General features: G+C 31.4%; 15 protein-coding genes. 5 read left to right on the top strand and 10 right to left on the bottom strand.

What is annotated here, in order from left to right; translation table 11 throughout:
• Positions 1-233: 233 nt before the first annotated feature.
• The 4 genes from ACWW38_RS11490 to ACWW38_RS11475 form a co-directional block, all read right to left on the bottom strand.
• A complete protein-coding gene (locus ACWW38_RS11490; RefSeq protein ID WP_456257691.1) occupies positions 234-860 on the bottom strand; it encodes a TrkA C-terminal domain-containing protein in 627 nt (208 codons plus the stop codon).
• Between the two features lie 792 nt (positions 861-1,652).
• Entirely contained in the window at positions 1,653-2,609 is a 957-nt protein-coding gene (locus ACWW38_RS11485) for an acyl-CoA dehydratase activase (RefSeq protein ID WP_456257690.1), read from the bottom strand.
• The gene (locus ACWW38_RS11480; RefSeq protein WP_456257689.1) at positions 2,590-3,687 is read right to left on the bottom strand and encodes a 2-hydroxyglutaryl-CoA dehydratase; all 1,098 of its coding nucleotides are present in this window, start codon (positions 3,685-3,687) and stop codon (positions 2,590-2,592) included. The genes ACWW38_RS11485 and ACWW38_RS11480 overlap by 20 nt, the downstream gene beginning before the upstream one ends.
• Positions 3,659-4,579: an acyl-CoA dehydratase activase-related protein gene (locus tag ACWW38_RS11475; RefSeq protein WP_456257688.1), complete on the bottom strand. Its 921-nt coding sequence runs from the start codon at positions 4,577-4,579 to the stop codon at positions 3,659-3,661. Before ACWW38_RS11475 ends, ACWW38_RS11480 begins: the two co-directional genes overlap by 29 nt.
• Before the next feature lie 452 nt (positions 4,580-5,031).
• On the opposite strand from ACWW38_RS11475, the gene ACWW38_RS11470 reads away from it, so the two are divergent.
• Genes ACWW38_RS11470 through ACWW38_RS11460 form a run of 3 tightly spaced genes read left to right on the top strand, consistent with a single transcriptional unit; the run spans position 5,032 to position 8,598 of the window.
• Positions 5,032-5,730, top strand: coding sequence for an ABC transporter ATP-binding protein (locus ACWW38_RS11470; RefSeq protein WP_456257687.1), 699 nt, complete (start codon positions 5,032-5,034; stop codon positions 5,728-5,730).
• Positions 5,730-7,952: an ABC transporter permease gene (locus ACWW38_RS11465; RefSeq protein ID WP_456257686.1), complete on the top strand. Its 2,223-nt coding sequence runs from the start codon at positions 5,730-5,732 to the stop codon at positions 7,950-7,952. The genes ACWW38_RS11470 and ACWW38_RS11465 overlap by 1 nt, the downstream gene beginning before the upstream one ends.
• Before the next feature lie 19 nt (positions 7,953-7,971).
• Positions 7,972-8,598 carry a TetR/AcrR family transcriptional regulator gene (locus ACWW38_RS11460; RefSeq protein ID WP_456257685.1) on the top strand — a complete coding sequence of 209 codons (627 nt, stop codon included), beginning with the start codon at positions 7,972-7,974 and terminating at the stop codon, positions 8,596-8,598.
• A gap of 90 nt (positions 8,599-8,688) precedes the next feature.
• Here the strand turns inward: ACWW38_RS11460 and ACWW38_RS11455 are convergent, their stop codons facing one another.
• Positions 8,689-9,798, bottom strand: a complete 1,110-nt coding sequence (locus tag ACWW38_RS11455; protein ID WP_456257684.1) for a DUF6688 domain-containing protein — start codon at positions 9,796-9,798, stop codon at positions 8,689-8,691.
• Between the two features lie 190 nt (positions 9,799-9,988).
• A complete protein-coding gene (gene cooS / locus ACWW38_RS11450; protein ID WP_456257683.1) occupies positions 9,989-11,905 on the bottom strand; it encodes an anaerobic carbon-monoxide dehydrogenase catalytic subunit in 1,917 nt (638 codons plus the stop codon).
• Between the two features lie 269 nt (positions 11,906-12,174).
• On the opposite strand from cooS, the gene ACWW38_RS11445 reads away from it, so the two are divergent.
• The gene (locus ACWW38_RS11445) at positions 12,175-12,585 is read left to right on the top strand and encodes a hypothetical protein (protein WP_456257682.1); all 411 of its coding nucleotides are present in this window, start codon (positions 12,175-12,177) and stop codon (positions 12,583-12,585) included.
• Positions 12,586-12,737: 152 nt separating this feature from the next.
• Positions 12,738-13,382: a transposase gene (locus ACWW38_RS11440; protein ID WP_456260456.1), complete on the top strand. Its 645-nt coding sequence runs from the start codon at positions 12,738-12,740 to the stop codon at positions 13,380-13,382.
• Positions 13,383-13,642: 260 nt separating this feature from the next.
• On the opposite strand, the gene ACWW38_RS11435 is transcribed toward ACWW38_RS11440, so the two are convergent.
• The 4 genes from ACWW38_RS11435 to ACWW38_RS11420 form a co-directional block, all read right to left on the bottom strand.
• Positions 13,643-13,879, bottom strand: coding sequence for a hypothetical protein (locus ACWW38_RS11435; RefSeq protein WP_456257681.1), 237 nt, complete (start codon positions 13,877-13,879; stop codon positions 13,643-13,645).
• A gap of 8 nt (positions 13,880-13,887) precedes the next feature.
• The gene (locus ACWW38_RS11430) at positions 13,888-14,043 is read right to left on the bottom strand and encodes a hypothetical protein (protein ID WP_456257680.1); all 156 of its coding nucleotides are present in this window, start codon (positions 14,041-14,043) and stop codon (positions 13,888-13,890) included.
• Positions 14,044-14,346: 303 nt separating this feature from the next.
• The gene (locus ACWW38_RS11425) at positions 14,347-14,874 is read right to left on the bottom strand and encodes a hypothetical protein (protein ID WP_456257679.1); all 528 of its coding nucleotides are present in this window, start codon (positions 14,872-14,874) and stop codon (positions 14,347-14,349) included.
• Positions 14,875-14,889: 15 nt separating this feature from the next.
• Positions 14,890-22,320, bottom strand: coding sequence for a DNRLRE domain-containing protein (locus tag ACWW38_RS11420; protein ID WP_456257678.1), 7,431 nt, complete (start codon positions 22,318-22,320; stop codon positions 14,890-14,892).
• Positions 22,321-22,598 lie beyond the last annotated feature (278 nt).

Below are 22,598 nucleotides of genomic sequence, written 5' to 3'. Positions count from 1 at the left end.
GACAAAAACAACTTATCAAATTATATAAGTTGTTTCTTCGTACAACTTTATGTTATCACTAAAGTTGTTACTTGTCAAAAGTAGTATATACCAATTAATTTTGAATAAATTCCCTTTTTCTGTGGATTTTTTAAATTTTCTCACTATTTTAAGTTAAAAAAATAAGGCTATGTTTTAAAAGATTATTGATAAACTATAATATCAAAAAAATCTTAAAAATAGCCTTAATCTGCTTATTCCTCATATTCTAGATATCTTTTTATTCTTTGAGATAACCCCTCGTCTCCAACAACTAGAATTTTATCTCCTTTTTTAAACTCTAGATAAGGTCCTGGAGATATTAATATTTCTTCTTCCCTTTTTACTCCAATTATTGTTCCACCTGTATTGTGCCAAAATTCACTTTCACCTATAGTTTTGCCTAATATATGAGACTTTTCAGGAACTTCTATTTCTATTGGTTCTATTAAATTAGTACTTTTAAATCTATATGAGTAATCTATTATTTTTTCATTTACTTCCTGTATTTGTCTTTCTATATTTTTTCTATCTTCAAGTAAACGCTTCATAGAGCTTCTTAACATACCTATACTCTCTTTTTCTTTAAAACTTTCCATGAATCGGTATGCTTTATCTGGTGATTTTATCAAAATGCCGCTACCCTTGTTTACCTCTACCACTCCTTTATCTTCAAGAAGTTTCATAGATTTTCTTATTGTCTCTGGAGAAACGTTATATTCCCCTGCTAGAATAGACCTTCCCCTTAATTTTTCTCCTTCTAAATATTGCCCTTTATAAACCTTACTAGCAACATCCACTGCTATTTTAACATATCGCGGCATTTCTATTCCTTCGCCCATGCTGTATCCCTCCAAAAACTCTTTCGTAATCACATATCCGAATATGATTATAGCACAAACCAAGAAAGTTGCGTAACAACTTTCTTACATGACTTAAATAAATGCGTTAGCATGTGGATATTTTTCAAAACAACTTATAAAAAAATATCCTATGAAACAACTTATCTTTTATTCAATGATTAGCAAGCTTTTTAACTTGCTATCTTTAAAGTAATATCTCTGCTCATTCTAATTGTTTACTTAATAATTATATATACTATATGGTAATCTCACATGGCTTAATTAATTGCAGTGAACAAATGCTGTAATTAATACTACTATAATTTCAACAGGCTTCTCCTAAACCCCTGGCACCCTCATCAGGTTAAAACACTATGCACTTTTCTGGTAAATCAATTAATGTAATACTTACTATAGTTAATAAATCATATATGTTCTAGCTAGTAATTACTATTAAAATTTTCACTATATGTATGGTATAAGTAATAGCGGCCTTGACTTAACTAATTTAAGGTGCTAAAAGTTAGAAGTTATATAATTCATAAAGAGAATTTTGAGCAAGTCTTAGAAGTTCTTAGTTTGTGAATTTAAAAATTCCCGTAATTCCCACCTAGGACGGGTGGGAGCCAGACCTGCAGCAGGACGCTGCATAGGGCTGGGTAGGGAATTTTTAAAGGCACAAACTTAGAACTTCTTAACGCAGCGAAGATTCTCTGTTGAATTATATAACTCCGATTTTTAGTACTTTACTTTGTACTTTCAAGGCCGCCATTTTACAGTACTTTACTTAAATTATACTATCATTCGTTCGCTCCACTTACCGCATCTATCACCAAAACATCCAACTACAGATGCTCCATCTTTTATATTTACAACTTCACATCTATTAGGACAACCTTTACATTCAAAGCTGTTAGATACAAATTTTGCATCGGCAACTTCCAACCCCTTAAAGCTTGTTCTCCCTACTTTTCTCACTGCTTCTGATCCTATTATAGCTGCTCCAATAGATCCCATAACATCATGGTGCTCCGGAACACTAATTTTAAATCCAAGGGCATCTTCAAAGGATTTCTTTATACCTTTATTGGCAGCAACTCCACCTTGGAAAAATACCTTTTGCTCTATATCCTTTCCCTTTCCTACGTTGTTAAGATAATTTCTAACTAAAGCTTCACATAGTCCTCTAATTATATCGGCTTCATTATATCCTAATTGTTGTTTATGTATCATATCCGATTCTGCAAAAACTGCACACCTTCCCGCAATTCTAACAGGCACACTGGACTTTAGTGCATAATCTCCAAACCTTTCAATTGGGATTTCCAATCTTTCTGCCTGCCTATCTAAAAAAGAACCTGTTCCGGCAGCGCATACAGTATTCATTGCAAAATCCGTTACAACCCCATTTTTCAAAGTTATTATCTTTGAATCTTGCCCACCTATTTCTATTATAGTACGAACATCTTTGTCAATTTGAAGAGCTGCAACAGCATGAGCAGTAATTTCATTTTTGACTGCATCAGCACCTAATAAAGCTGCTGCTATATGTCTTCCACTACCTGTAGTACCTACAGCTTCTATTTCAGAACTATCATACTTATCTTGCAGCATTTTTAATGCCTGCTGTACTGCCTTTATTGGTCTTCCTTTTGTTCTTAAATATATTTTTTCTAATACATTCATCTCTCTGTCTAAAAGTACAATATCAGTACTAACAGATCCTACATCAACACCCATATAATACATTTTGCTGTCTCCTTTCAAGTAAATCTAAAAACGCTTCGATTCTAGTTACATATCCACCTTCTCCTGTCATTTCATCAACTACTAAACTCATAATTGGAAAATCTTTATCTTTTGATATAGAAGGCAATATAGATTTTGTTATGATTTCAGGCATGCATCCCATTGGGAATATCTGAATAGCACCATCAAGATTTCCTTTTTGAGCAAGCATTGCTTCTCCTATACACTCTCTCGCATGGCCTCCTATATAGTAAGGTAAATATTCTTTAGATGCTCTTCTAAGATCCAAGGAATTTAAATTTAATACTTTCATGGCTGCATCTTTAACCCACCAACTAGGTGTAAGCTTTCTTTTACTACATACACCATAATCCATTAACTTATCTTCTATGTTTAAGTTAGAAAATGGATCAATTACAGTATATATTTCACCTATAACAGCTACTTTTAATGGATTTTTATTTTTATCAATGGGAACTTTCTCTATCTTTTTTCTGTATAACTCAAGTATCTTAATAGCTTCTGCTGGATTATTTTTAGCAAAAACATCTCTTTTGCATTGATTTAATAGCTTTTTACATTCTCCTCTATTAACCTCATATCCAGCTAGATAATGTGCTCTTTCTTCGATTTTATCTATAAGATTTATAGCTTTAAGAGCTCTTAGTGCCGCTATAATTTTTTCATTATTACCCTTTGTACTTCCAGATATTAGATAACCAATTCTTTTCATTAACTCTTTTTTACCTATATCTTTAGGATAATCCATAACTATAAATTGAAGATCATGCCCTAACTTTTTAAGTAAATTTAATTGAAGTTCGCAATATTCTCCAAATCTACAAGGGCCGCAACTACCTACTAAGAGTATAGTATCTGCTCCCTGTTCTATACTTTGTATATAGTTACCTATCATTATTTTAAAAGGTAAACACATCTCTTCTGGCGAATGAGCAGCACCTATTTCTAATGCTGCTTTATTGTTAATTGGAGGAACTATATAATCTATTCCCATACCATCGAAAAATATTTTAGCTGCAATATATACATTACCCATGTGCGGAAATGTTACCTTCAATTCTCTTCCTCCTCTCTATCATATCAACAAAAGCTTCTATTCTTGTATTCACTCCTGCTTCCCCTGTCTGTTCATCTATTTTTAAAATGAGAAATGGAAAATCTCCAATTCTATCCTTTATAAGTTCTATAACCACTGAATCTATACCACAAGCAAAGGAAGATATATATATAATCCCATCTATCTTATTGATTGAATGTAAATATGAGGCTGCTCCATATGAATTTCTAGCAAAACTCCAAAAGGGTCTTTTAAAAAGCTTACTTACCTCTTCATCTATGTTTGCTTCTGGTACAAACTCTTCAGTAGTTATCCCAACTCCAAAATCGTGAAGCTTTTCTACCAAATTCATATTTACAAAATTATCGTATATGTTATAAGGATGTCCTAACAAAGCAATATTGATATCATATCCATTATCATTTATTCCACTTTTAAAATTTCTTTGAATTTCTAATGCCTTTACATATGCTATATCAATAGCATATAAATTTTTTGTAACCATAAAACCAAGCTTTCTAAACCAGTTATATAAGTTTTTCTCTGAATTTATATATAAGGGTAATTCAGTTATTTCGGGCATATCAGGTATAGAGTTTTTAATCATTTCAGGAAGTCCACAAAATTTAGGACAAATATATTCTTTATCTCTAATGCACATAATTCTAGGAACAATAATCAAATCACATCTATCTCTTAGACTTGCTACGTGTCCATGAAATACTTTTATCGGAAGACATGCTTCATCTACAGAATACTTAACTCCATCATTGAGTATTCTCTTATTTGTGTCATCAGATATTATAATTTCTGCCCCTAGTTCCTTTAGAAATGTTTGAATAAAAGGATAGTATTTATAATATAAAAGTCCCTTAGGGATTCCGATTTTCATGTAATTCCTCCTTTATTTTCTAGATATAATCCTACATTTATTTATTATTGAACAATAATAAAACTTTTATTCACATTAATATTTATTAGTGAAAAAATAAGGCTATATTTTAAGAGATTGTTGATTTCGTATAATATAGAAAATAATTCTAAATTTAGTATAACTACTGTAGCTAAACTTTCATTAACTCGCACAGCTCAGACAAATGAAAGTTCTTAACGCTACAATAGTTATACTGAATAAGAATTATAATTTCTCATTATAATGAACTTAACAATCTTTAAAATAGCCTTAACCTACTAATGGAAAGTTTTAAATGAATGCAAAGATCAGCATTCATTTAAAACAAAACCCAAAATAAGACTATATCTACTTGAATTTTCAAGACAACTAATGTAAAATATATACAAGATTTCATTGACCATTAGGTCAATAATAAACGAGGTGCTAATATGAGTATAAAAATTTCAAATTTAAGCAAGAGATTCAAAGCAGGAAAACAAGATTTTTGGGCATTAAGAAATGTGAATTTAGAAATAAAAAATGGAGAGATTGTTACCATTTTAGGCCCTTCTGGTTCAGGCAAGTCTACTCTTTTAAATATACTTGGTGGAATCGATAGAGCTGATGAAGGTGAGTATATTATGGGTGATTTAAATGTAACAAATCTAAATGATATGTCCCTTACAGAATACAGAAGATCTAAAGTTGGGTTTATATTTCAGTTCTATAATCTTATTCCCAATCTTACAGTACTAGAAAACGTAGAAGTAGGTACAAATATAAGCAAAAACCCACTTGATATAGATAAAGTATTAAAGTCTGTTGGAATGTATGAAAATAAAGACAAGTTTCCATCAGAGCTGAGTGGTGGAGAACAACAAAGAGTATCTATTGCAAGAGCAATTGCTAAGAATCCTGAAATTTTACTATGTGATGAGCCTACTGGAGCACTTGACTATAAAACTTCGAAAGAAATATTAAAACTTATAGAAAAAATTCACTCAGAGTACGACACTACTATATTGATTGTTACTCATAACAATTCTATAGGCCAAATGTCTGACAAAATAGTAAAACTAAAAAGTGGAGAAATTAGAGAAATAGCAGTTAATGAGAGCAAAATTTCTGCTGAAAGGATTGATTGGTAATGGTCTTAGACAATAGAATTAAAAGAGTATTATCTGAGCATAAAGGACAATATATAGGTTCTATAATGCTAGTTATTTTAAGCTGCATGCTATTTACAAGCTTTAATTTAACTTTTAAGAATACTAATGACAATATGGACTCTTTTATAGAAAAAAATATCCTTAGTGATGCTACTGCAGTGTTTCAAAAGCCAATAGAAAATATAAGTGAAATAGAAAATAAATTTAATACTAAAGTTGAAGAAAGAAAACAATTTGATTATAAGCTAAAAAATAGCACAACTTTAAGAGTTTTTAGTAAAAGTTCTAAGATTAATATACCTTATATAACTGAGGGCAGTGATATCCAAGGGGAAAATGAAATATTACTAGATCCATCATTTGCTAAATTCCATAATATAAAACTTAGAGATACTATAAAGCTGTCCCCTTATGAATTTAAAGTTGTTGGATTTATGTCTCTTCCTGATTATATGTATCCTCTAAAATCCGAAGCAGACATAATGGTAGATTCTAATGCATTTGGTATTGCAGTTATCTCTGAAAAAGATATCCTTAAATTTAACAACACTTTATCCTATTATAATTTTAAATTTATAGATAACAATTCTTCTAAGGTTAAAGAGTATATATCTAAAACAAACCCAATTTTATTTTGGCAAGATAAAAGTGAAAATCCACGATATACACTTATAGCTAAAAAACTTGAAAGCTCTGCACAACTTGGTATCCTATTACCTATAATTATATTAATTTTAACATGTCTTTTGCTCTCAATTATAATGTGGAGAATGATTAAAAGTGAGTTCATTCAGATAGGAACTCTTTACGCTTTAGGTTATACAAAAAAAGAAATATTAAAACACTATATAAAATTTCCAATAATAATTTCACTATTAGGTGGAATACTTGGTACAATCCTAGGAATTATTACTGTAAGTCCATTGCTCCATTATATGATTACCTACTTCAATATTCCGAGTATAGATAGTTCCTATAGTACTTTATATATTGCAATAAGCCCAATTATTCCATTGATATTTTTGGTTACATCTGTATGGATTATAGCCTCAAAGGCATTGAAGCTTTCTCCTCTACAACTAATGAGGGGAAACATAGGCAATAGAAAAGTAGGCAAGTTAGAAAAGAGATTAAAATTATACAGATTTAAATTTAAAACTAAATTTAAAATAAGAGAGCTATGGAGGAATATTCCTAGAACTCTAATCCTAATTTTAGGTGTTACAATAGCCTCTATGTTTCTTCTTCTAGGCTTTATAAGTAAAAATTCCATTGATTCTATATTAGAAGAGGGTTATAAAAACACCTATAAATATGAATATAACTATATACTAAATAAAATTCATAATGAAAATACTTATGGAGGGGATGAATATAATTCTTCATCTTTTAAAACAGGTGAAAATGGAGAAAATTTCTCTATTTATGGCTTGAAATCTAATGCTAAATCTATAAACTTAGTAGATAAAAATAACTCTCCTTTAGTTTTTGATAGGACTATAATTACTCTACCTTTAGCAGAAGAATTGAATCTGTCAATTGGTGATACTATACAGGTCATAAACAACTATACTAATGTTAAATCATCTTTAAAAATAGATGCTATAGCTAATTCATATATGGATAAAGCAATATACATGCCCCTTAATAAATTTAACAAAATAATGAATTTACCTGAAGATAGTTTTATTGGAATATACTCAGACAAGACTCTAAACATTGATAATTCTAAAATATTTAAATTAGGAAGTAAAACTGAATCAATTGCAGCCTTTAATTCCATAATAGAACCTTTAAAATACTCATTAATTATAATGGGGCTGATTTCAGCTATAATTTCACTTATAGTAATCTATATAATTACCTCTCTTATAGTTGAAGAAAATAAAGGAAGTATATCTATGCTTAAGGTATTAGGATATACAAATAAAGAAATAAATTCACTTATAATAAATTCAGGCCGCATACCTGTAATAATAGGTTATTTGATTTCAATCCCGCTTCTAATAGCTTCAATTAAAAAGCTTATGGACAGTGTTACAAAGGGAATTAACTTCTCACTTCCTATAAATATTAATTATATATACACTATAGCTGGATTTGTTATAATATATATAACCTACGAATTATCGAAGTATTTAGCAAGGAAAAAAGTTTTATCTGTACAGATGTCAGATAGCTTAAAGATACAAAGAGAATAAAGGAAGTGTAAATATAAAATTGTATAAAGCATTTGAAAATATTCCAATTGAAAAAAAAGAGAAAATAATTCAAGCTAGCTTAGAAGAGTTTGCAAATAATGGCTATGAAAGTGCCTCTACTAATAAAATCGTTGAAAAAGCAGGAATATCTAAGGGCCTGCTTTTTCATTATTTTAAAAATAAAGAAGGTCTATTTATATATCTTTATGATTATTATTATCCTATTTTTTTTAAGCAGCTTATGAAATTTAATGAATCTAACAATAATACAGATATTTTTGAAAAACTTAAATTATTAACTTTAGTAAAATTCGATCTTATGAATAAATATCCATTGGCTATAGAGTTTTTTAAAAAGTTTCCCACTGCTCCTAGACACCTAATAGAAAAAATCAACAAAAAGTATGAAAGTGAGAATGCAGTCGGATTTAGCAAATTATACTCAAACATTGACTATTCAAAATTTAAGGGTAATGTGGATGTAAGCAAGTGTTTAAAAGTCTTAACCTGGACCTTAGAGTCCTATGGAGAAGACTATATTATGAACAATGTAGACTCTTCTGGAGGAATAATTATAGATAAAGAAAAACTATTAAAGGATCTGGATGAATACTTAAACATACTTAAAAACGGATTTTATAAATAAAATTCAACTCTCTGTGGCCTTTTCACAGAGAGCTGTTATAATTTCATTAAACCTCGCAAGCTTATCCTTCCTATTAAAGTATAGCGGGTATTAAGGTAAGTACTGTTTTGCAATTCTAGTTTCAGGTTTATTATCAAAAGCATAAAGCACTACTAAAAATAGCCACTCTAAAGGCTTCATAATTATATAGACAAAGTCTGCACTCCATGCAGTGTTAATATGACGAGATAGGGGATATCCGTATTTGTCATAAATATATCGAATAATTTTATGAGTTTTAGGAGCCTTTTCTTGAAGCAATTGCTCAAAAGCATTAGCCACAAGTAACTGCCTATTTACGACTATCTTAGTGTTTCTTCTAATACCATATCTTAAAGGTTTTACTAGTTTTTTATGTCCTCTTAGTGAAACAGTACAAAGATAGTGCGCATCTACCTCTACTGGAGGAGGCGAAATTTTTTTAGATAGAACCCAGTCGCTGGTTTCGGTAAATGCCTTTACAATAGCATCTGGTTGCTGACCGAAGAGGGTAAGTATAAGCATTAATACAATAAGAACAGGCAACATTAAAGCAATAGCTATTCCTATCCAGCTTTTACTTTTAATTAAAAGACTGTATGAAAAGTATAGCAGTTTATTTTTATATTGCCTTTGATCATCTGAAATATCTAATACATAATCTTTTAGGATATTCTTCATAAGTGTAATAGAACAGATAATAAAGTTTAACGGAAACAAACTTAAATAAAAGACCAGTAAGTTAAAAATATTATTTGAAAGCTGAATAAGGCATAAAGAGCTTATAAATATTCCAATAAGCATAAATGAAAACATTATTATAAGCTGTAAGGGTGGCAATGCTGTTTTCTTTATCCTTAAAACAATGTATCCAATTATTCCAACCATAAATAAAGTTACAATAGTAGGAAAGTGCCAGGATGCTATAGGGGAATGAAAAGTTAATGTATCAGTAGGAATTTTTATAGCTTCAGTATAATCTTTAAAGTTTATTATGGCTATCAATGTAATTGTAAAAGCTATTCCACAAACTATGGTAAGAAAGTCAGTAATATTAATAAACTTTTGTTTCATTGATTTATTTTTAAAGGAAAAAATTAATCCAACAATATTAACTGCAGTTAGAAAAATTGGAAGTCCAAATAAAATTAATAAAATAAATAAAAATATAGCCGTCCTCATAATTCACCTCTCCCTAAAATGGCTAGAATCAAAACGCCAAAAAAACTACTTCATCTTCTAAACTCTTTATAATACTCTCAAAACTTATGGACGTCTCTTGATAATTATAAGTTTATAACAATATTTTCTCAATGTTAAAACAAAAGGAGTGCCTTAAAATTTTATCTCAAGGCACTCCTTTAATCTTTGGTTAGCTCAATCCCATTTTCTTTCTCTTATCTATAATATGTGCTTCTATATTATTAGCTACTTCTACTGGGTCATCTCCAAGAGCAACTTTTCCTCCTGTTATGCCTTCTACTTCCTCAGTTAATAACTTTACAAGCTTAGGAGCACCAGTCATAAATGGAACTGGAGATAAATGAGTGTATGCACCATAAGCTACTGCAAATATTCCATCTATTGTTGCCTTTTGTTCCATCCATTCTGGAGCGGTAACTGCTATTGGAAGATCAGGTACATCCACATTTAAATGATCTGCAAGGGCAGTTACAAGCATTGATATTCTTCCTGTATCTGTACAAGTTCCAAAACTTAATACTGGAGGTATTTTTAATAAGTTACATACTTCTTTTAGACCTTCCCCTGCTATGTCATTGGCTGCTTCTAGAGTACAAAGTCCAGCTACTTCTAATGCGTGATTTCCACATCCTCCAGCAACTACTAGTATGTCTTTTTTAATTAATTCTTTTGTAAGATTTACTGTGTTCCAGTCTTGTGGCCCATTTCTTAATGTTGAACAGTTTGCAAGTGCTACTACACCTTTAATTTTTCCTGCAGCTATCACATCCACTAATGGATCAAGCTTATTTCCAAGAGCTCCTAAAACTGCTTCAGTTGAAAAGCCTGCAATAGCCTTTTGTGTAATCTTAGGAACCATAGGTGTAACTTTACCTTTACGCTTTTTGAAGTTTTCTATAGCTAAGTTAATTAATTGATCTGCCATCTCATTTACTTTTTCAGGATAATACGGAATCTTATATTGTAATCCTGGCAAGTCTATTATAGTACTTATGCTTACTAAGGTTGCTTGATACTTTTCAGCATAATGATCTATAGCTGGTGGCGAACAGTTTTCTTCCATTGCTAGAACGTCTACTGTACCTGTAGCTAAAAGAGGTTCTATGGATAACCAGTTACCCATTAATCCTACAAAAACATCATCTACAGGGAATCTTTGAAGCAATTCTTGGCCTGTTTCAATGGAACCTACTACACGAAGTCCCTTTGCTCCAGCTGCTTTTGCTCTTTCTTGAACTTCAGCTAATCTAGCCCTTTCTATTGTTGCAGCCCCTCCCCAAGGTTGGTGACCATTGAACACTACATTTACATAGTCTGGATCCATAATACCCAAGTCAACATTTACTTCATGAGGCATAGGTGTTCCAAATAAAATATCTTGAACCATTTCAAGTCCAATTTGAGAGTTGTATATTGTTGCTATTCCTAACCGCAATGCTTTTGCTGCTAACGATTTATAGCTTCCATCTACATTTGTTAAACAGCTTGCTACGCAGTTTTGTTCTTCATGAATTGTTCCTTTAGGGTAAATATTTATCTTTTTCCAAAGTTCTTTTCTCTTTCTTGGTGCAAAAGCCTCTACCATAAGGTTTTCGTCATCTTCACCAATCTCTTGTTGCCTTTGTAGTAATTCTGCTAATTGTATAGCCATTTGATTTATTTCTTGATTTGTATCAACTCCTAACTTTTCACACATCCATTTTAATTTATTAGTATCTTTAATTATGAATGGAGTTTTTCCTTCTCCTGTTGCTTTTAATGTACGAAAAGCTTCATATGCATGGTGACTGTATGTGCCTGCTCCCATTACATTTTTTAATAGAAAGTTTCTCATTGCCATAGCATCTGGTCCAATTCCGCATACACCTTTCTCTGGTTCCCCTTTATCATTTATTCTGCATGGACCTTGAGAACATAACTGACAACTTAGTCCTTGAAGACAGAACTTACAACGAATTTTTTCCTGTTTAGTCCATCTGTCAAATACATTTGACATTCCATCTTCTCTAATTCTTTTTAACATTTCTTCAACAGAATCATGATAACTTACACGACCTTCAGCTTTTTCTAATATAGTTTCACTCATGAAATACTCACCTCTTTTTAATTTTTCTATAATAAGCTTTCCACCTAAAATTATAAATATGTATTAAATGTTAGCAAAAATGAGTAGCAGCACCCCAGGGGTGTAAATTTGATTCTGGAATTACAGAAATATTAATAACATATATATTTGATGAAGCCTTTTCGGTTAGCGATTTTAAAGAGCTTTATTTTAAAAGATGGGCAATTGAAGTTAAATATAATGAACTTAAAAATAAACTACAAATTGAAAATTTTACTGGTAAAACTCAAATGGCTATAGAGCAAGACTTTTATGCCACAATGTACTTAGCAAATATGGTTTCCCTAGTCAAAAAGGATTCTGAAATAAGTATGTCAGAAAAATATAATGATAAAAATTTAAAATATGAATACAAAGTTAATACTAATATACTAATCGGTAAACTTAAAGATACACTAATTACGTTAATAGCTATAAACAATCCATGGAAAAGCTCACGAATTTTAAAGTTTATCCAAGAAGAAATTGAAAGAAATGTAATTCCAATAAGACCCAATAGGACATTTGAAAAAAAAGAAAATAGAAATACTCAAATGATAAATAGAATGAATAAAAAAGAGCATTGTAAAATACAATATTATGTATTTGTGAGAAAGCTTTCATTAATATTGATGAGGGTTTCTTTGTTGTGCTTAAAATAAAAAGTATACATATATCACTAATAGTCTATTTAAGAAAAGTCCGTGAAAACACGCACTTTTCTTTGAAAATATATCGTATTGTAATTTTTTGAAGCTTAGCTTAATGACATTGACCCCTGGGGTCTTAGCGAAAGGTTTACCTTGAGCTTGCTATTGATGGAAAAAACATCAAGTACCTTATGCGTGTGAGTACCGCATTTTTGAAAGTTGTTATTAATGCACCAAAAGAAGATCAAATTATGGAAGTTACGTATAAGGGCAAAAGTATAAAAATGAGGGTAATAAAATTTGATTTAGATTCAGGAGAAAAAGAGATTCTAATTTCAAATATATTTGAAGATAGTTTTACAGTAGCAGATTTTAAGAAACTCTATTTCAAAAGATGGGGAATCGAAGTTAAATACAATGAATTAAAAAATAGACTTCAAATCGAGAACTTTACTGGAGAAACACCAATAGCTATAGAGCAGGATTTTTATGCGACATTGTACCTATCGAATATGGCAGCTTTAGCAAAGAAAGATGCTAATATAAAGATTGAAGCTGAAAACAGCAAGAAAAACTTAAAATATGAGTATAAGGTAAACACTAATATTTTAATAGGAAAACTAAAGAATTCATTAATACTAATGATGCTTGAAGAGAGACCACGTAAGCGTTCCAAGATGCTCCGACAAATAATAAGTGAACTTTCTAGAAATACAATACCAATCAGACCCGAAAGAAAGTTTGAAAGAAAAAAAGGAGAATGCGAAAAAGCCAATAAATATTCACTGAACAAGAAAAGATGCCTTTAAATAACTCTAATTCTTTTTCTAAAATGCAATAGTGTACGAGCCTTTATTTCCAAAACATGAAAGGCTTATTAGGGTTGCAATAAAATCGATAAATATGAAAAATCCTATTTAAGCAGCTTCAAAAATAACTTCTCAAAACAAAAAACTGTAAACTTGCAATCATTGATTTAGAAATACAAGTTTACAGTTTAAATATCAGTTCTTGTAAATAATTTCTACTTTAGCTTGATGACATTGCCCCAGGGGTCTTAGCGAAAGGTTTACCTTGAGCTTGCTATAAGCTTACCCCAAGAATCATAAATATAGCTTACTACCTGTGAACCACTATTATCAAGTAGTCCGATGATATCGCCTAGAGCATTTCTTATATAGTAGTATTCTACACCATTTAAGTTTATTGAAACAAGGCGTTCAGAAGAGTCATAAGTATAATATGTTTTATCAGTACCATTATCCTCAGAGGTTACTCTATCCCCTACAAGATGATACTTTGTCATTACTCCATTTACTGTTTTTCAGTTCTTATGCCATCAACATTGTACTTAAAGCTTATATCTTTATCATTTCCCTTTATACCTACTAGTTGTCTTCCTTGCTCCCAGGTAAAGGTGTAGCCGTCATAGGTTAGAGGATTTCCTATGGCATCATAGGTGTGAGACATGTCCTTTCCACTATCATCTATTTTACTTGCCTTTGCAGTAGTAATCTTAGTTTATAGATTGTTAAGAATGTACTGCCGCCTTCGGCTACTTTCTTGCTTAAGTATAAAACACTTTAAATTTAGCTCCTACGGGTGGCGATCTCCATCAACTTCTTTGATATATCTATATAATCTATAAAAAGAAAACTCATAGCAACATATGATGTATATATTGCTACGAACTTTACATTCTACTTATGGACATGTTCTCATATTTATACACGCCTCAGTTAACAATTCAAATTACCTCGTTAATAAAATAATCTACATGTCTTTTTTTCGTAGGTCTATAATTTCAATATTTCCTTTTAAATATGAATTTAATTTAGGAAAAATGTCATCCATAAAATTTCCATTATTCTTTTCTCTAATACTTAAACTGTTAAAATCGTCCTCTTCATTACTATTTAATATATAAATTATTTCTTCTATACTTTTATCTTTTGTAACTATTGCACAATTAAAGCTCTGTTCAATATTTAATGCCTCAATAATTTCTTCAATATTTTTAACTTCATACCATATAATATTTGGACATTCATCGCTATACATTGGTGAATTATATATCCACAATTTATTATTACAAATAAACCTATTCATTATAAATAAACGATTTATCTCATAATCATCGTCATTAAAAATGTCTTCTTCTATTGGAAAAAGAATAACCGCCTCATTAGCAAAGCATTTAATAATATTAGCTATATTCTCCAAGTAACAACAGTAATCCTTAAAGTCACCACTATCAAAAGCTTCAAGTTTATATGCTGAATCATAAATAAATAACTTCATAAATCTTTCCTCCCTCTATGGCAAATAATGCATTGGATCTCCACTCAAGTGGTAATGGTCTGGATAAATCTTACCCGTAGGAGTTTTAGTCCCATTAGGATTATAATTGTATTCTGGTTGCCCTATATGCATTTCACCAACTCTATTTCCGTTATTATCGATTATTGGTTTCTTTATCATGTCCCGAGATGGTAGTTTTTTATCTCCAACTTCCAATCCTTTTGGGATTGATTTTCTTTTCCATCTCTTTCTACCTTTTACATCCACAGTAGGATTCCCAGTTTTTCTAGTTTTGGATCTCAAACTACTACTAGTACCTTTTATATTGCCACTACTACTTGATGTAATTTTATCCGCACTATCAATGTAATTCACATGTTTTCTTGAATACAAATCACATGCCTTGTATCCTAAATAAACTATTACTCCTAATGTTGCTAGTGATACAGCTATAATTGCCTCTATCGGTATTGCACTAATGACAAATGCAACAAAGCCCCAAGAATGCCCATCATGGTCCTCTCTATTAATAGGATTATTATCACAATAGCTAAGCATGTTGTGAGATAGTAACTTTCCAACTTCACCCATAACTACATCCGCATTAATGAACCTACCCCACTCTTGGTTATAATACCTACTTTGTAGATAGTACAATCCAGTCTCTGTATCATACCTATATCCTCTATATCTATACGGATTCTTAACTCCTACACTATCCTTAAGACTTCCATCAATAGATATAAGCTTCCCCCATGAATCATAAGTATAGCTTACAACCTGAGCTCCAGTTTTGTCAAAAAGTCCAATAATATCACTTTGAGCGTTTCTTACATAGTAGTATTCAGTTCCATTTAGATTCATACTTGCAAGATTACTCTCATCATCATAGGTATAGTAAATCTTATCAGTACCATTATCCTCAAAGGTTACCTTATCTCCTACAAGATGGTATTTTGTTGTTACTCCATTTACTGTCTTTTCAGTTCTTATGCCATCAACATTGTACTTAAAGCTTATATCTTTACCATTTCCCTTTATGCCTGCTAGTTGTCTTCCTTGTTCCCAGGTAAAGGTGTAGCCGTCATAGGTTAAAGGATTGCCTATTGTATCATAGGTTATTTCCTTTCCATTAAAGCTTGTAAGCTTATCCTTCCAGTTGGAATCCCCATATCCGTAGGATATTGCTGAAGTCGGTGTTCCTAAAGCTCCTGTTGTGTATGGATATTCTGCTTTATTTAGAATATTTCCTCCGGCATCATAGGAATAAGTTATGGTTTTATTTAATATTTCATTATCTTCTCTTGTAAGCTGATTTAGTTCATCATAGTAATAAGTTATTGCCTTACCACCTTCGGTGATTGTTTTAATATTACCATTAGCATCATAGCTGTAAGATATCTTTTTCCCATTATTGTCTATTTCACTTACTTTTGTGGTAGTAGTGTTTGTAAGTTTGCCAGCCTCAAAGGTATACTTTGTTATAAAGTCACTTAATCCTGTATTTAGTGATTTATCAGTTAGTCTTCCTAAGTTATCATATTTATAGTTTACCCAGTTTCCTCTTCCATTTGTGTATAGACTATTTATTTCTTCGGAAGACAATGCTGTATTGTAACTGCTTAGTCCCTCTAGCTGTCCATTTAGCTGGTAAGTTCCTAAGAGGGTTCCTCCAACTGCTGTTTTTGCTCCTGTGAAGTCTTTAAAGCTTGTAGTGCTTCCTGAATAAACTTTATCATTTATATATAGTTTGGCATTTAAGGTGGTTCCAGATACGTTCCAAGTGAAGGCTCCGTAGTTCCATGTATTTGCTGTTACAGCTTCTGTAGATGTTATTAAAGTTACCCAGCCTCCGGCGCTGTCTCTTACAGCTAGGTTAAGCTTGTTGTTACTGTCTAAGTAAAGGCTTAGTACGCTTCCATTTCCTTCTGATGCTAGTATATATCTATTTGTTGTACCACCTTTGGTGTTAAACCATACTCCTAAGGTTCCTTGGTCTTTTTTTATCCCTAAATCATATAGGATTTTAGTGCTTTCAGATGTTGTTAAAACATTTTTTCCCTTTTGTTCTGCAGCTACTACTAGATCTTTTGTAAAGCTAGACCCTGTCTCACTATATGGCTTTGTTCCTTTTGAACCTATGGTGCTGTTGTTTAGTGGGAAATACTCCATATTTCCATTATTGTTCAATGGATTATTGTAGTAAATATTTGTAGGTCTGTTATCTTTGTCATAGTCATAGGAAGTCATATATCCTATTCCATTTACTTTTTCTTGGAAAGTACTTAAATTATTTCCCTTGTCATAGCTATAGTTGATTATGTTTCCATTAGACTCTTTTATTTTTGTAAGCCTGTCTGAAACATCGTAGATGTATCTATAGCTTACTCCGTTTATCAAGTCTTCAAGGATTCCTAAGTTGCCACTGGCATCATAAGAATATTTAAATTTTTCTTCTCCGTTAATTAGTTTAGAACTTATTCTATCCTCACTATCGTATTTATAAGACACTTTGTGTCCATTACCGTAGGTAGAGCTTAAAAGTAGTTTTGTTCTATCTTGAAATACATTAGTGATTAAATTCTGATTTCCTACATTAACTTCAGTATTGTTATCTGCTCCGTCATAGTTAAAAGTATAGCTAAATCCATTGTGACTTACTGTCTTTATTTTATCATTTTCATAGGTGTAACTATTTTTTATGGTATTTAACCCAAGATAGTTTCCTCTTCCAGCACTACGAATAACATCTATATCTGCTTTAGCTAAAGCTTCCTTAGAGTATATAAACTGATCCATTAACCCGTTTATTGAGTAGAGTCCTGAGTTGTGCATGCCTAGGGAAGTTGTAGCTCCTGTAAAATCTTTTATAGTTGCTATGTCTATGTTAGTTACTGTGTATACTTTGTCATTTAAATATAAGTTAAATGTCAGTATATTATTAGCATTTTTGCTCCAGTTAAAGGCTGCATAGTTCCATGCACTGTTTGTAGCAGTATCTGTAGAGGTTATAATTGTCCTCCAGGTTCCATCAGTATTTCTTACTGCTAAGTTTAATTTATTGCTTGTATCTAAATAAAGGCTTAGCATAGAAGCATTGCTGCTTAACTGAGAATCAAGTACATATCTTGTAGTTGCACTAGTACCTGGTTTTATCCAGGCTGCCATGGTTCCTGAATTTAATCCTAATCCTAGAGAGTATACAGACTTATTATTATCTACTGCTTTTAGTACTTGATTTCCATTTTCATCCTCTGCAAATATTGCATTATTTATAGATGGTCTTGTACCCTTTGTTCCTGTGGTGCTTCCTTCAAGAGGAAATACTTCAAGTTTTCCCTCTGAGGATATAGCTTGTACTTGTTTTAGCCTATCCATGGAGTCATAGGAATAAAATATAGAATTTCCCTTTGCATCTGTAACTCCATCTAAGTTTCCTTTAGTTGTATCATAATTATAAGTTACCTTGTTTCCAGAGGAGTCTTCTACTGACTTTAGGTAGTTTCCATCTGCTGTATATTCTGCGTTAGATGGTATAGTTAGTCCATTTGTATCTCCTATTTTAGAAGTCTTAGGGTTTCCGTATTGATCATAGCTAAAAGTATACTTTACATTTTCAGCTGAGGTTGCTTCTGTTAAATTATGTTTTGTATCATACTTGTATGTGAAGGAGCCCCCATTTATATTTACCATCTTGTTAATATCATTGTTATCAGAGTACTCAAACTGGGATTTTTTATTTGCTAAATCCTGAGTTGATATTAAATTTCCCTTATCGTCATATTGATAGCTCTCTCCAAATTCCTCCTTATAGAGCTGAAGACCATCAAAGTATGCTGTATTTTCATTGCCATAATAAAGGGCATAAAAGGTCATACTTTTATAATCTGCACCTGCTTTTATTTTTGCTGATATGTACTGCCATTCTGTAGAATCCTGATTAAAAGGAACCTCTTTCCATTCATAAGTTCCATCAACTTTTTCTATTCCTACATCAAGAGCAACTTGTCTATTAGCTGAAATTGGAACCGATTCTGCTTTAGCCCATCCAGATACAACAAATACATCTCCAGCATTACCTGATAAATTTATCTTTTGATATATGCTCTTACGTTTTAATGCACTTCCATTAATTTTAAATACCTTTTTCTTACTATCTAGTTTTGTAGGATATAATGGATCGTATGAAGTAACTAAAGTGTCTTGTGTATCCGTATAAGGATTCTTACTCCAAAATTCTGGAGTATCTGATCCATAAATAAAGTTTGGGTTTTCTAATATATTATAGCGGTTAGCTATTGATCCATCTTCTAACTGAATAGCATCAAAATATGCTGTACCACTTTCCTCTACAATACCTAAATTTGCTTCAATAGTATCTGATGCTGCGTTAGCTGGAAGGGTAAAAGTCACTTCTTGTCTTTCCCAATCATTAGTCCCTGAAACGTAATCAGAATATACTGTTTGAGTATTTCCATTTTCATCTTGATAGCTTATAAAAGCTGCTGCACCCTTTTTGTTATCATTAGATACATTATCTGTTTTTATATAGGCTGATAGAGTATAGGTATTTCCTTTAGTTAAAGTTACCTGCTGTTTGTGAAAACGCCTTTTTATATTGTCATTCTTTACTGTTTTTAAGGACTTACTTCCTAAGTATTTAATGGTAGTATCATATGTTGATGAACCATTAGTGTTTCCATCATTAACTGCTGTCCAATTAGCTTCTATTTCTGCATTATGATTTTTTAAGTAATTCATTATAGACTTTTGAAGTTTAGATTCTAAGGATAATTTATTAGGTAGCTCTTCACCAATAGAATTCTTAGCATTGTATTTATAATAAAGGGCATTTCCATCATCATCTCTTATACTTACAGTATTACCATAATCATTAAACTGATATATGTTTTTCTTCCCTCTAAAATCATTATAGGTAGTGCTATTATAGCTATACTTTACATTGAGTCCCTGCCCAGGTGAACCATCTGCATTTGTTTCAATTATTTGATTTACGCGATATGGTGCTGACGTATAATATACATACTGAATCTTGTAACCATCATAGTTTGTAGCGTATGTTAAGTTATTATTAGAATCATATGTATATGTGCTGTATTTTCCATCTGGGTAAGTTATCCTTGTAAGCTTTATTCCATCATAGTAAAAGTTTGTCCTTCTATTACTTGGATCAATTATACCTAAAAGATAACCACTTGCATTAATATCTAATGTAGTAAGTCTACCTGCTCCATCTGTTATATACTTTAAAGCTGTTCCATCATAATTAAGGGTTATAGTATTAGAATTATTATCTTTAATCTTATAAAGGTATCCTCCATCCGTAAAAATAAGTTGATTGCTTTTTTTATCCTTTATTACATACTTTTCAGTTGTACTAGTTGAGTTTATAGTCATTGTAATATCAATGCCAGTTTCATCTTTATAAACTTTTTCAGTTGAATTATATTCTAAATAATGTTTTGTTCCATCTTCATCTGTGTAAATATAGTTCTGAACCCCTTTATCCATTATAGGATTTATCTTCTGACTTAAATTTAGTCTCCAACCTAGTCCATAGCCTATACTATTATTTTTTTCATTGCTATTAAATATATGGTTTATTGAAATAGGCATTCTATTTCCATTCATTGATAAATCATTATGAACAAGAACAAGATTACCATTGTAATCGTTAACATAGCCTGTGCCGGCTCTTCCTACATCTTGAGAATGGTATGTCCAATAGTTTTCAATCCCTGTACTGTCAGTATAATATATAGTGGCTGTTGGTCTTCCATTTGCAATCCCACTTTCCGAGTCTGAAGATATAAACTGATTGTATCCACTATCTTCATTATGATTTTTAAGCATCAATCCATAATTATTTCCTGTGGAAGTCCACTCTTTAGCAATAGATGTGATATCCCATTGAAATGGGTATCCACCAGCATCTCCACTTACAATAGCGTACTCTTCTATCTTACTGTTAAATCCTGGCTTATTGTTCCATGTTATTGAACTTGAACTCCACTCTGAGTTGACTTTATGAACATCTATTTGATTTGGTGTAGAATTTGATTGGTTTAACCACAAATATAGATAAGCCTTTGTGATTATATTTGATGAACTTATATTGGGTAAGTCAAAGTATATATAAGATCTATTAATACCAGTAACGCTCCCCTTACCAACCTGTAAAAATTCTACTCCTCCATAATTTGAATTTGGTACTCCCTCTGCTACATAGCTATCATGTATATCATTAATATCTTGAGAAGTTTCTACTGTTGGGTCAATAACTATAGGGTAAGTTCTATCTGAACTATCCAGCCATTCTTTATTTGGCAGTATGTTTAATACGTAGTTATTTCCCTTTTCTTCTAAAGTTACTTCTATGTCTTTGCTTATTTCCCCTTTACCGTCATACATAAACGGAGCTTCCATAGTATATATAAGTTTTGAGTTTTCTGCGTTGTCATAAAAACCTATACTTTTATCTTTATTTAATTTTGCAATTAAGTTTTTAGCCTTTAAGGTAAATTGGAAATTTGGATTGTCTATTTTCTCATTTAAAACTATAGCTTCTTTAACTTTTTTTGATGTAACATTGTACTCTAAGTTTACTTTATTCTCTATGTTTTCGTACTTAATTTTCGAATTTATATTTTTTAAAATCTTTTTATCTTCGTCATTGTTCTGACTTTTAGCTAGACCTAGTAATGAATTATTCTCTTCTATAGTTGAAGGTACTACCTTACCTTCAACTTCTGCAATAGGACACTCTTCATCTGTACTATTACTTTTTGCTGCTTGTTCTTCTTCCTTTTCATTATTGGAAGCTGCAATGCTATTTTCATTACTTGAAGCTTCAGTAGTAGATTCTTCTATATTAGTAACAGATTTTTCTGTATTAGTAGTTTCTGTACCTTCAGCTTTTTCTTTCTCCACTGTTTTCTCACTAGTTCCAGAAGTATTTGTTGGTTCATAATTTTTCTTGACTTTGCTTACTTTCCAAGAGATTTCATATTTATCTTTGTTTATGCTTATCAACTTCTCTGAGTTTGACTTTTTAGCTATTTTAACTTTAAAATCATTTTTCTTGTTTTCTAATATACTGTTACCTTGATCATCTTTAGCTTCCACTAAAGTGTTGTCTATATCCTGCCACTTACCGTTTTCCTTGTAGTGAACTGGATCTTTGTATATTACTGCTTCATATGTATTGTCTTCAAGTAAAAAGTGTTTTATGTTTTCTTCCCTTTTTTCTTCCACCTCTTTAACTATATTAGGGGGACTTTTAGTTTCAACTTCTGTTTCCTTAAATTCAGGCTCTACATAGGCTTGTTTACCATTTAGTGTCTCTGCAAATGCTTGTGTTGGAAGTGCTGCAACAATAAAGAAAGCCACTAAAAGCCTGGATATTAGTCTTTTGTAACTGTTCACCATATTTCCTCCTTTGCCTTAGTTGTTAATATTTTGTTAATATAAGTGTATAACACCTAAACGGCAAGCTTCAAGGAGTAATATATGGTACAGTATGAATACATTTCCTAAAATACAATTCCTTTGTTACTTAATAGCCCCCTTAAGACATACCCTTACACATTCTTTATATTGTATACAATCTTCATGGTTAAATATATTTCCCTTATATTCATTCTGTAAAACACCATACCTATTCCCCGTATATTACCCAAATTCCTTAGTATGCCTGTCCCAAA

The organism is Clostridium sp. JNZ J1-5, from assembly GCF_053901425.1.
Note: the sequence above shows the minus strand (reverse complement) of the source record. Positions and strands in the feature narration are given on the sequence as shown.